Source organism: Tunicatimonas sp. (genome assembly GCF_049647865.1).
GTDB lineage: Bacteria > Bacteroidota > Bacteroidia > Cytophagales > Cyclobacteriaceae > Tunicatimonas.
Window position 1 is genome coordinate 1 of the sequence record NZ_JBARYM010000345.1, and the last position, 12,969, is coordinate 12,969.

General features: G+C 40.7%; 7 protein-coding genes. 5 read left to right on the top strand and 2 right to left on the bottom strand.

The genetic code is table 11. The annotated features are described in order from the left end of the window. The first annotated feature begins 351 nt into the window (after positions 1 to 351). Both WBA23_RS10360 and WBA23_RS10365 read left to right on the top strand, forming a co-directional pair. Positions 352 to 1,287: a ComEA family DNA-binding protein gene (locus tag WBA23_RS10360; RefSeq protein ID WP_424582205.1), complete on the top strand. Its 936-nt coding sequence runs from the start codon at positions 352 to 354 to the stop codon at positions 1,285 to 1,287. An 11-nt stretch (positions 1,288 to 1,298) separates the two neighbouring features. Further along, positions 1,299 to 5,426 (top strand): AAA domain-containing protein, encoded by a 4,128-nt coding sequence (locus WBA23_RS10365; RefSeq protein ID WP_424582206.1) that lies wholly within the window; start codon positions 1,299 to 1,301, stop codon positions 5,424 to 5,426. Here WBA23_RS10365 and WBA23_RS10370 read toward each other — a convergent pair. Beyond that, positions 5,423 to 5,908: a GAF domain-containing protein gene (locus WBA23_RS10370; protein WP_424582207.1), complete on the bottom strand. Its 486-nt coding sequence runs from the start codon at positions 5,906 to 5,908 to the stop codon at positions 5,423 to 5,425. The genes WBA23_RS10365 and WBA23_RS10370 overlap by 4 nt on opposite strands. Before the next feature lie 108 nt (positions 5,909 to 6,016). Here WBA23_RS10370 and WBA23_RS10375 point away from each other — a divergent pair, with 108 nt between their 5' ends. Continuing rightward, a complete protein-coding gene (locus tag WBA23_RS10375; protein ID WP_424582208.1) occupies positions 6,017 to 7,435 on the top strand; it encodes a trypsin-like peptidase domain-containing protein in 1,419 nt (472 codons plus the stop codon). Between the two features lie 343 nt (positions 7,436 to 7,778). Here WBA23_RS10375 and WBA23_RS10380 read toward each other — a convergent pair whose 3' ends face one another. Continuing rightward, positions 7,779 to 9,260: a Do family serine endopeptidase gene (locus tag WBA23_RS10380; RefSeq protein ID WP_424582209.1), complete on the bottom strand. Its 1,482-nt coding sequence runs from the start codon at positions 9,258 to 9,260 to the stop codon at positions 7,779 to 7,781. Positions 9,261 to 9,675: 415 nt separating this feature from the next. On the opposite strand from WBA23_RS10380, the gene guaA reads away from it, so the two are divergent. Continuing rightward, positions 9,676 to 11,211, top strand: coding sequence for a glutamine-hydrolyzing GMP synthase (guaA, locus tag WBA23_RS10385; protein WP_424582210.1), 1,536 nt, complete (start codon positions 9,676 to 9,678; stop codon positions 11,209 to 11,211). Positions 11,212 to 11,383: 172 nt separating this feature from the next. Continuing rightward, positions 11,384 to 12,969 (top strand): tetratricopeptide repeat protein (locus WBA23_RS10390; RefSeq protein ID WP_424582211.1); only part of this gene is annotated, 1,586 nt, incomplete at its 3' end.

Consider the following 12,969-nt stretch of genomic DNA (forward strand, 5'->3'; position numbering starts at 1 on the left):
GCTGACTTATGGAAGTATACCCATACCTACATGATCGATCATGAAAATAAAGGATGGTATAATTTAGGCTTAGATATCAGTCCCGAATCTCGTACTTTGGCTAAAGGACAAGCCTGGAAGGGCAATTACCACAATGGGCGCACATTAATGTCGCTCAAATCCCGCCTCGCGCCCTGATTCATACAATCTGGGGGTAACTTACAACGTGCTTTTTGATGAGTATTCTGCTTTTTCTATGTTCATCATTATTGTAGATTGAACTCAGGTTCAAGCTAACATTCAAATAACGGTAGAACTAGAAATGGTGTTGGTGTATCTACTAATTTCCCGAATTAATTTACTGGATAAGTAATGAAGCAGTTGAACCGAATTATTCGGGACTATTTCGGCTTTTCAGCCACCGAACTTCGCGGATTCTGGGTATTACTACTGTTTGCAATCATACTTTTATTGATACCACCAATCACAAAACAGGTGTTGCTACAAGATTCCCATTATTCAACTACTGATCCAGCTAAATTAGATAGCCTTATAGCACTACTTAAACAACCGTCGAGAGATCTAGTGCCTAACGACAAATCTTTGGTGACCTCAACCAGTTACGTTCGATTCAACCCTAATATTGCTTCTGAAGAAATACTTATACAAAACGGTATACCTAACTGGTTAGCAGCACGAATAATTAAGTATCGGAGCAAAGGGGGAAGATTTCGAGAAAAAAGTGATTTGCTCAAAATTTACGGTTTTTCCGAAGGCTTATACGCTCAATTAGAGAACTACGTAGTGGTACCTAACAAACCTGCTCACAGTTATCAGAAAAAGGTTGCTGCCTCCGTGCCGTCTTATTCTAAACGGAAAGATTATCGTACGTTTGAAAAGAAGAAGTTAGCTGCTTTTGATATTAACCAAGCGGACTCAGTTCAACTAAAGCAAATACCTGGTATTGGTACTGTGCTATCGGCCCGGATTATACGCTTTCGCGATAAGCTAGGGGGCTTACATTCCAAACAGCAATTACAGGAAGTTTATCAGATTAGCGATGAAGCCGCCCAGAATCTGCATAAATACACCTATATTTCACCAGGGTATGAAGTAGCTCAATTAAGTATTAATACAGATGAGGTTACAGTTTTAGCCCAGCATCCGTATATTTCATACCAGTTGGCTCAAGTAATTGTTGACCATCGGAAGAACTACGGTAATTTTTCACGTATTGAAGACTGCCGGGAAGTATATTTAATGGAGGACTCTATCTTTCAAAAAATAGCCCCGTATATAGGTTTATAAATTTACTTAAAATGCAACGTATTTTACAATCCTATTTACGTCGGCTCACCAATCTTAATAGCACCAATCGGTCGTTATACCTACCCCGTTTATCAAGCCGTCAACATTTAGATATTCAGGAAGTTAACTTCACCAATAATATTTCATCATTTAAATTGATTGAATGGCTTATTGCTGAAGGAAAACACGAAATGAAAGAGGTGCCTCAAGGTATTATTCCGTTAGCACCCGTAGCCGATAGTCGGCAAACTACCGCAGCTCAGGTAAGTCAGGTTCTTCGGCAAATTGTTCGCACGAATAAATTTCTAAACGAAGAACAGGGCACGCACGATTTATACGTTGGTTGGCCATTTATACGGGGGCAGTTTCAAGATGGTACCCCCGTGCGGTGCCCGCTTTTGTTTTTCCCCATTGAATTACGACAGCAAGAAATTAATAGCCTAGGAAGGCAGTGGGTTTTATCATTGCGTGATGGTGAGGGTATCATGCTAAACCGAAGCTTTTTACTTGCTTATGCCCATCGCCACAATCTTCCCTTTAATGAATTGTTAAGCGAACCGAACTTTGACGAGTTTGATCGCGATAGCCGAGTGTTTCGGACTAATTTGTACCAGTTGTTCAAAGAGAGTGAGATTGAGTTAAACTTTAATCAAGAGCTATTTGTAGATGAGTTATGCTCTTTCCGGGGGTTCACCAAGGAAGAGTTTAAGGCGGAAACCGATTCTGGGGTTTTAAAGCTATTTCCTGAAGCAGTTCTAGGCATTTTCCCTCAATCAGGATCCTACCTAGTTCCCGATTACCAACAATTTCTGTCTCACGATCATATTCCGGATATTGAACAATTCTTCGCTTCCAAATTAGAGGGCGGGCTACCATCTGATCAGCCAGAGGTGGAAGAAAACTCTTTAGAGGCGAATTACCGATACGTACGACGAATTAAAGAAGAGCAGATCTATACACCGTATGATTTAGATGCCTATCAGGAACAGGTATTACGGGAAGTAAAGCTTGGTAAATCTTTGGTAGTGCAAGGACCTCCTGGCACCGGAAAATCTCAGTTGATTACTAATTTGGTATCTGATTTTATTGCCCAAGGAAAAAGGGTATTGGTAGTTTGTCAGAAAAGGGCAGCACTCGACGTAGTTCATCGGCGATTGAAGGAAAAAGAGCTTCATCAATTTGCGGGTCTGGTCCATGACTTTAAAAATGACCGAGCGGCTATCTATACTCAGATTCGCCAGCAGATCGAAGCCCTTTATGAATACGAGCTAAAAAATAATAGCTTAGATTCTATCTTCTTAGAGCGACAGTTTTTGCAGGCAAGCCGGCAGATTGAGAAAGCTTGTGAGGAACTTGATGAGTTTAAGCAGTCACTATACGATGAGTCAGAAGCGGGAGTTTCGGCGAAGGAACTGTACCTAACCTCACAAGTACAGCAAGAAAACATTAATGTTAAGCAAGAGTACCGGCATTTTAAAATTCCTGAACTGTCAGATTTTTTAAAACGCTTACACCGATATATCACTAACTATCTTAAGTACGATATTGAGCAGTATCCTTTTGCCCCTCGCAAATCATTCGCTCAGCATTCAATGCCAGAATTAAAAACGATTAAAGAATATTTGGAGGAGATACCAGTTTATAAGCAGGCATTGGTAGAAAAAGTGCAAGCGGTACTTAAGGCAGATATTGACTTTGTAATCTGCGAAAACATTCAATACCGTGCCGATGATATAGATCTCTTTCTTAAACTTTTGGAGAACCCTAAAAGCTACGAGTTTTTTCAGAAAATTGTTGGAAAGATCGATAAAGATGCTGACCCACTTTGGTTGGCTAATATGGAGCGGATTATTTTGGAATGCTACGAAGGAAATGGGGTAGAGAATACGCTGGAAGCAGAAGAATTAGGTAAATTTCAGCAACTACTTCAGCAGGCTGAAGAATCTCGAACAGGAATTATTAAGTGGCTTGCTTGGCAGGCTGTTTCTAAGGACAAAAAGTGGTTGACCGACGTTTTTCAAGAAAATCAACTGGAGCTTACCAAGGAAGGATCTCAAGTAATGAATGAACGCCTTGATAACCGATTTAACTTAGAGCATAATTTAACTAAATTACGTGAGCGGGTTTGGGTAGAAAATGTTCCCGAACGAGAATCCAGTCAGCACTATGATAGAGAAGAGGTAGAGAAATGGTTTTTATATCAAAAACAAGCCCTTCAAGCGTCTTTGCTATTTAAATCATTCCGAAATTTTAATGAGTACTTTGGTATCAGTTTTTTGGAATATCCTGAGTTAAAAGACCGGGTAAATCAGTTACTTGAATTAATAAAAGATATTCCACAGCGTCATAAAAAGTGGCAAGAATACTTAACCCCCTCTCAAATCAGTCAGCTTAATCAGCTGGAAAACGCCCGTCAGTTTGCCGATATTCTAGATCGCGATTTTGAATCACTGGTACGCTACGATGCTTTAAAAGACAGTTTACTAACTCATGAACGAAGCATTGTTTCCCGACTAACCGGAGAAGGTGGTATTATCTCTGCCGAAGCTGCCGTTAAAAAAGTAGATAATAGCCTACGAATAGCTTGGATTCAACATATTGAAACAAAGTACCCAATACTAAGAATAGTATCTTCTGATCGAATTGAGGAACTGGAAAACGAGTTACAGCAGGCCATAGCCGAAAAGAAAGAAGTAAGCCAGTCTATTCTTCTGATGAAATTGCGAGAGCGCACGTACTACGATGTCGAATACAACCGTCAGAATAATCCGGTCACCTACCGCGACTTAAACCATCAAGTAAGCAAAAAGCGAAAAATATGGCCACTACGTAAGCTGATTGGAAATTTCCAGAATGAGCTATTTGATTTAATACCTTGCTGGTTAGCTTCGCCCGAAACGGTGTCGGCCATCTTTCCACTGGACGGAACACTTCGCTTTGATTTGGTGATCTTTGATGAAGCTTCTCAGTGTTTTTCGGAAAAGGGAATACCAGCAATGTACCGAGGGCAACAGGTGGTCGTAGTTGGCGATGAACAGCAATTACAACCGAACGATTTATATCAGGTACGGTGGGAAGAAGATACTTCTGAAGAGGTAGCGGATGCGCTAGCTTTGGAAGCAACCTCCTTACTTGATCTGGCTAAAGGATACTTACCTACCTATCGGCTAGAAGCCCACTATCGCTCTAAATCATTAGAGCTAATTGACTTTTCAAATCGAGAATTTTATAATCAGCGGCTAAAAATGCTGCCTGATCAGCGAGATTTGGTGTTGAAGCAACCCGCCATTCAGTATATAAAAGTGAATGGCGTTTGGGAAAACCAAACGAACGAGCCGGAAGCCAAAAAAGTACTGAGTTTATTACAGCAACTTCAGCAAGAACAACCTGAAAAGAATGTCGGAGTTATTACGTTTAACGTAAAGCAGCAAGATCTACTGCTGGATCTTGTTGAGACTGCTGCCGAATCTGATTTTGCAAATTTACGATTCATTAAGAATATTGAGAATGTGCAGGGTGATGAGTGTGATATCATCATTTTTACTACAGCCTATGCTCCGAACGAAAAGGGAAAAGTAATACTACAATTCGGTAGTTTGAATGCTCAGGGGGGAGAAAATAGATTGAATGTAGCGGTCACCCGTGCTCGAGAGAAAATTTATCTAGTTACTAGTTTATTACCCGAGCAACTCAAGGTAGAAAGTACCAAGAATAATGGACCTAAGTTACTAAAGCAGTATTTAGCGTACGCTCATCAGGTTTCGGAAGGTAACTATCAGGCACCTTTGCCCGAAGTTTCAGATCATCGGATAGAGTGGTTTTTAGATCGGCATCTGCAACAGTGGGCAGAGGAAAATTTAAAGGCAATAGAACTTCAACGGCTATTACCATTTGCCGATCTCACTATTTTGGAGCATGTAAAGAAGAAGGTAAACTACGTAGGGTTATTAATGACAGATGATGATCTATACTACCAAAGCCCGTCGGTAAAAGAAGCGCATGTATATCGCTCAGAACTGTTTCAGGAAAAGCACTGGAAGTTTAAAAATATTTATAGTCGCCAGCTTTGGCAAAATCCAGATCACGTTTTCAATGAAATTAAGAGGTTCATTCAGACGATAGATAGTACAGAAAATTAGAGGAGTTTTGCTGAGATATAGCTGGTTAAATCTCCCAAGAATTTTTCGTCTATCTCATCAAAATCTTGAATCTGATCACTGTCTACATCCAATACTAAAATCACTTCATTATTCTTGATAATGGGTATCACGATCTCCGACTGGCTCTCGCCACTACAGGCAATATGACCGGGAAACTTATTAACATCTGGTACCGTTATCACTCGTTTTTCTTTCCAGGCAGTGCCACATACACCTTTGCCGTAGGCAATACGAGTGCAGGCCACTGGACCTTGAAATGGTCCGAGAACTAGCTCGTTATCTTTTACTCGATAAAATCCAACCCAGAAAAATCCCAAACCATGTTTTAATGCAGCAGCCAGATTAGCTAGATTCGCCACAATATTGGATTCATCTTGCGTGAGTGCCTTCATCTGGGGAAGTAGAGTTTGGTAGAGTTCTTCTTTGGTCAAATTATCAGCAACAAATAAATTTTCAGCCATTAGAGAGGTGGTTACAGTTTTTCAATAAAGACGATTATGTCAAGATGTCCGTTGTCAAATTGTGCATATTTTTTGTATTAAGTATTTAGAATCAAATCGGACACTGCTATGAAATTGATTGGAGTTTGCTTACTAAGTTTTTTCTTTGGAACCTTGGGCGCGTTTACCTACCTACATTGGATTAAGTCTGAAGAAACATCAGCAACTATACCGGTTGCAGAGCAAGCTTTCGCACCATCAGTTAGTACTATTGCGACGAGAACCATGCTGGTCAATGAAGATTTTGCGTTAGCATCGGCGAACAGCACCCCTAGCGTGGTGTATATTAAAACAGTATCAGAGCGATACAGTCGCAGCAGTTGGTTAGAACTATTTTTTGAAGGCCGATCGAGCCAGCAGGTAAGTAGCGGTTCGGGAGTGATTTATACCAACAATGGCTACATTGTTACCAACAACCATGTGATAGATCATGCCGATAAAATTGAGGTTATTCACGGAAAGTATACCTATTCCGCTCAAGTTGTAGGGATAGACCCATCTACCGATTTAGCGGTGTTGAAAGTAGAAGCGGATAATTTGCCGGAAGTTGCACTAGGCAATTCTCGCAAATTACAAGTAGGAGAGTGGGTACTAGCGGTTGGTAATCCCTTCAATTTAACATCAACGGTTACGGCAGGAATTGTCAGTGCTAAAGGTCGGCAAATTAATATTTTGCGCAGCAACTTTCCTATTGAATCATTTATTCAAACCGATGCAGCCATCAATCCAGGAAATAGCGGAGGAGCTTTGGTTGACAAAACAGGCGCACTGGTAGGAATTAATACTGCGATCTTATCTAAAACAGGTTCTTACGCTGGATATGGTTTTGCGGTTCCGGTAGATATTGTGCGAAAAGTGGTAGACGATATTATTGCCTACGGGGAGGTTCAGAAAGCTTTTTTTGGTGCTGATGTGGTTGATCTTACTCCCAAGCGAGCTGAAGAATTAAAAACTAAAGATCTATCCGGAGTAGTACTTGACTACTTACAGCGTAATGGCTCGGCTGAGCGAGCTAGTCTGCAAAAAGGAGATATTATTAAAGAATTAGATGGCGAGCTAATCAACTCCCGAAGTGACTTTGAAGAACTTATTAGCTACTACAGTCCGGGCGATGAGATTGATGTAACCTATAGCCGCGAGGGAAAACTTTATCAAGCTGGGCTAACGCTTACCAACCGAGAGGGAACAACGAGTTTGATAGAAAGACAACTGTTTCAGTCTAGCGCACTGGGAGCTGATTTAGAAACTGTTTCGCAAGTTGAAGCGGACTTGTTGAAAATACCAAGTGGAGTAAAAGTATTAACCGTTAAGGGCGGACTGATGCAACGATTGGGAGTGGATGAAGGGTTCATTGTAACTTCTATTAACGGACGTAGTATACAGAGCCCCAGTGAATTAGAAGAAATACTGACTCGCATACGCGGTAAAGTCCGCATTGAAGGAGTTAACCAGCGAGGAATGAAAGGTTATTACTCGTTCTATTTCTAGCTCTAACTGACTTGACAAAGCAAAGTAGTAGTACAAATTCTGCTACGTAATATCTGAATTTGTATGCTAATGCCATTATAAATTACAAGTTGCATATTAAATATTTAAGCATTTGATAATCAAATATTTAACAATTTGTAATCTTCAATTTGGAATTAGTATAATTTAATTAATTAGTGCGCTTTCGTAGCGTATCAAATACCTCTAGCCATACTTGCTGCTAGTGAATTTGATGGTGGTCTGGTAGCTCAACGGTATCATTCACCCAAGAATTTTTAATGAAGCATCGAATAAAAAAACCTCCCGTCACCAGGAGGTTTTTAATCTATTTGATTATGATTTATTATTCCAACCCAATTCCAAAAAATTGCTTTTCATCAGGTTCGTCAGGATAGATACCTTCAATTAGTACTCCTCCCTTTTCATTATCAAGTGCTTTCCTCAAATCATCTAATGAACGAATAGGTTGATTAGCAATGCGAGTGATAATAAAGCCGCTATTAATTCCTTGCTGTTGCAATTTTCCCATGGAGATACTACTAACTTGCACCCCGCCGGAAATATTCATTTCGTCTAATTGCTCATCACTTAGTTCAGTGAACTCAGCATCTAGTTGGTCAAACATTTCACCTCGTTGGGCTTTTACCAGTTTGGTTTCACCACCCCGAGTTTTTAGAGTCATATCAAAAGTTTTCTCTTTACCGTCTCTATAAACAGTTACCATCACTTGGTCGCCCGGACGCTTACGCCCAATGTAGGATAATAGGTCTGAGTTACGCAAGATTTTCTTTTCATCAACTTTCACAATAATATCACCTTTCTCAATTCCGGCTTCTTGAGCGGAACCCTCTTCTACAATTTCTTGTACCAGAACACCCTGGTTAAGATCTAAATCATATTCTTTGGCTACCGCCGGATTGATACCGACAATAGAAACCCCTAAGAATCCGCGCTGAACGGTTCCGTACTCTTTTAAGTCCTCAACTACTTTCTTAGCGATATTAGAGGGCACAGCAAATGAATAACCTATATAAGAACCAGTTTGGCTGGCAATAGCTGTATTGATTCCAATTAAATTTCCATCTACATTCACTAAGGCACCACCACTGTTACCGGGATTTACAGCTGCATCTGTTTGGATAAACGACTCAATAGACGTTCTTTCTTCATTTCTAAGTATTCCAATACTTCTTCCTTTGGCACTTACGATTCCGGCAGTTACTGTGGAGTTTAGGTAGCTAAGCGGATTTCCGGCGGCCATTACCCATTCACCAACTTTTACCTCATCGGAGTTAGCGAACGAAAGAAAAGGTAGGTCTTCATCTTTAATCTTAATAAGAGCCAAATCGGTAGTTGGATCAGTGCCAATAACTTGCGCGGTATAACTTCTATTATCGGTTAAAACCACCGTAAGTTCATCGGCATCGGCTATTACGTGGTTATTAGAAACAATGTATCCGTCAGAACTAATGATAACCCCTGAACCGGAACCCATGCGGGGTCTTTTTTGGCCGGGCGATTGCTGAAAACGATCTCCAAATAAATCTCGGAAGAATTCAGGAATTTGCTCCATTTCGTTAGAGGCACTAGCTGACTGTTGTACCGAAGTAATGTGAACTACTGCTGGAGTGACCTTTTCGGCAGCGGCCGTAAAATCAAAGGGAGCCATCGTAGACGAAGGTTCAGCTACGTAATTTACAAATGCGGGCTCATTGCTTGAATCTACCTGAAACACGCGATTATCGTCTACAAAATAAGTATAGGCCACCAGGGTAAACAAACTGGCAAAAACCGCGGCAAATACGGTCGTTAAAATATTTTTCATGAATTTTAAAATTATTTTTGCTAATGAATAATAGATAAACTGATTGTACTAAAATTGGTTTGATCGAAAATGTACTACTTAAATAACCAAGTGTATAATGAACAATACGCTCATCTAACAGAATCGTTCAAGGATAAATTACGAGTCAGCTGTTAAAAAATGTTAAGAAGCGTAGGTTTAAGTAAATCTGGGCTAGAAAAGAAATTAGGTAGCTAAAGTCATCAATAGATGAACACTATAATAAATAGCAAAGAACAACCGCTTCATGTGAAATTATCAGCAGACTAGGTATTGTCAAGTGCTAAACGGGTAATCTTATGAGGTTATCAAAAAAAACACATCCTTTTTCGAAGCAATCGCGGGAAAGTAAATAACTTGCATTCCAAATGTTCACGGGTTTTATTATTATCATTTTATGCCGGAAACTATTCTAATTATTGATTTTGGCTCTCAGTATACCCAACTCATCGCTCGTCGGGTGCGAGAACTGGATGTTTATTGCGAAATTCATCCGTACAACCATTTACCAGAATTGGACGGCCTCGCTACACTGAAAGGAGTTATCTTATCGGGAAGTCCCTGTTCAGTAACCGAAAGCGATGCGCCTAATCTCGAGATAGATTCCTTGTTAAATAGGGTTCCGGTGTTGGGTATTTGTTACGGAGCGCAGATGATGGCCCAACAGTTGGGCGGAGAGGTTCTACCCTCAAGAATTCGGGAATACGGACGTGCCCGCCTACGCCATTTAGATTTACACTCTCGTCTTTTGAAAGAGATGACCGCCGACTCGCAAGTGTGGATGTCGCACGGTGACACTATTGCTGAGGTGCCGTCGGGTGTAGAAGTAATTGCTAGTACCGAATCGGTGAAGGTTGCTGCATATAAACTGCAGAATAAAGATGTATACGGCATTCAGTTTCATCCGGAAGTTACGCATTCTACCGAGGGAAAAACGGTTTTGCGAAATTTTGTGGTGCATATTTGTGGATGTGCGCAGGATTGGACCTCCGACCAGTTTGTAGAGTCAACAGTTGCTTCATTAAAGAAGCAATTAGAGAATGATAAAGTAGTGTTAGGACTATCAGGTGGGGTCGATTCTTCAGTGGCAGCTATGCTAATTCATCAGGCAATAGGAAAACACCTGCACTGCATATTTGTTGATAACGGATTGCTTCGTAAACATGAATTTGAGGATGTATTGCATTCTTATAAGGATATGGGCTTAAATGTAACGGGAATTGATGCCAAGGCCGAATTTTATGAAGCGCTCGCCGGAATTACTGACCCGGAAGCTAAACGAAAGGCTATTGGTAAAGCTTTCATTGAGATCTTTGACCGAGAATCTCACCGCATTGAAAACGTGAAGTGGCTAGGACAAGGCACCATCTATCCAGATGTAATTGAATCAGTATCCGTTAAAGGTCCATCGGCTACTATAAAGTCGCACCATAATGTAGGAGGCTTGCCCGAAAAAATGCACTTAAAAGTAGTGGAACCACTGCGAATGTTATTTAAAGACGAAGTGCGGGAAGTAGGAAGGGCAATGGGTATTGATGACGCTATTTTAGGTCGACACCCATTTCCTGGTCCGGGATTGGGTATCCGCATTTTAGGAGATATAACCCCCGAAAAGGTGCAGATTCTGCAAGAAGTTGATCACATTTTTATTTCCGGTCTGAAAAATAACGGATTATACGCTGATGTATGGCAGGCAGCCGCTGTTTTACTGCCAATTCAAGCAGTAGGAGTGATGGGTGATGAACGAACCTATGAGCAGGTAGTTGCTCTACGGGCAGTAAGCAGCGTAGACGGTATGACTGCTGATTGGAGCCATTTACCATATGAATTCTTGAGTGACGTATCTAATCAAATCATCAATCAGGTAAAAGGAGTTAACCGGGTAGTGTATGACATAAGTTCAAAGCCACCGGCTACTATTGAGTGGGAATAATGCTTAACGAAAATTGAATAATAGGAAGTTGGATGACTAATGAATGGTAATTAGTGAGTAAGGATGAATGTGAAGTGATAGTCATTCACTGTTGACTATTGACTAGAATAATAACCAACCAGCAATTAAACTAATGAACAACCGAATAGTTGAACCATAAATTACTGTAATCATGTCTCGTTTCTTGCGAATTTTTTTCATCTCAATGATTGCCCTGAGCAGTTTTACTGTTCAGATTCAAGCTCAGTCTAATACCAACTATGGGCAGCAGTACACGCAGGCTAAAGCACTCTATGAGCGGGGTAGCTATCAACAAGCTATCGACTTGTTCCAACCTATTAGCCGGGCCGAAAAGAGCAACCCTTACGCACCCTACGCTTCTTATTTTTACGCAATGGCTGCTTTGCGAACGGGTGATAGCGATTTAGCAAAGAACATGTTTCGGCAGATTCAGAGTAAATACCCTCGTTGGCGACAAATGCCCGAAGTACTATATGGTTTGGCTAACAGCTACTATGAGTCAGGAAATTTTGATCAGGCGTTTAAAGAATCGGACGAACTAACCCAATACCCTACGGCTACTGATTCTATTCGGCTTGATCTTCAACGAATGAAGCGGTACTACTTAGCACAAGCTCCTGATGAAGTTCTGGAAAAATTACTGCTAGACCATCCAGAAGAAAAAGCGGTAGCCGAACAACTGGTAACAAATATTACTTACAGCATTTACAACGTCGATCGCGAACGAAAAAAAGATTCTTTAGTTGAAGTATACTCGATTGATTTATCTGATTTGGGGGTAGCCAGTCAAGCAGCATCGGTTCGCAAAGAAGAGTATCATTTAGCCGCATTTTTGCCGTTTCTAAGCAACAAGCTAAGTTCAGCTAATACAAACAATCGTGTAGGAAATCAATTTATTCTGGACTTGTACCGAGGTATGGAACTGGCTGCTAAAGATTTACAGCAAGAAGGAATTAACGTGCAACTGCACGCTTACGATACTCAGCGAGAGTATGATATAACGGAACAGTTACTCAAGCAAGACGAGATTAAATACATGGATGTATTTATTGGTCCGCTGTACCAAGGACCATTCCGAGCCGTATCGAACTACGCTCGGGATAATCAAAAATATATGTTTAACCCCCTTTCATCTAATCCCCAAATTGTGGGTGATAATCGGTTTTCGTATCTGATAAAACCCAGTATTGTTACCGAAGCAAAAATTGCGGCTCGGCATGCCATTGATTCACTAGATGCAACTCAAGCGATAGTCGTGACGGGACCGACTAAACGTGATTCAGCTCGTGTGGTTACCTTCATTAATGAATTTCAAGAAACGTACAATCAAGAGGTTCACTTAGAAATAATTGACGACTATAATGAAGAAACGATGGAGCTTTTCGTCGAGAAACTTCAGGAACTCCATGATTTAGGAGAAACAGCGGTATACGTTGCTTCTGATCAGGAATTAGTAATTACTAACACGATTAGCGCGGTAGTTATGTCGGGATTACCTATTAAAGTGATTGGAAATGAGTCGTGGTTTGATTTTACGACCATTTCTTACGAGCAACTAGAAAGATTAGGAGCTTACTTAATCAATTCAGTTTACCTGAATTATCGCGACGAAGAAGTTCAGGAATTCCGAAACCGTTACCGTCAGACCTACTACCAAATTCCTAGTAAAAACGTTTATTTGGGGTATGATATTGTTTATTTTATTGGCCAGATGCTCAACGAGTATGGTGTCTATTT

Coding starts and splice junctions, on each gene's coding strand:
- WBA23_RS10360 (WP_424582205.1), top strand. CDS start 352: ATGAAGCAGTTGAACCGAATTATTCGGGACTATTTCGGCTTTTCAGCC.
- WBA23_RS10365 (WP_424582206.1), top strand. CDS start 1,299: ATGCAACGTATTTTACAATCCTATTTACGTCGGCTCACCAATCTTAAT.
- WBA23_RS10370 (WP_424582207.1), bottom strand. CDS start 5,908: ATGGCTGAAAATTTATTTGTTGCTGATAATTTGACCAAAGAAGAACTC.
- WBA23_RS10375 (WP_424582208.1), top strand. CDS start 6,017: ATGAAATTGATTGGAGTTTGCTTACTAAGTTTTTTCTTTGGAACCTTG.
- WBA23_RS10380 (WP_424582209.1), bottom strand. CDS start 9,260: ATGAAAAATATTTTAACGACCGTATTTGCCGCGGTTTTTGCCAGTTTG.
- guaA (WP_424582210.1), top strand. CDS start 9,676: ATGCCGGAAACTATTCTAATTATTGATTTTGGCTCTCAGTATACCCAA.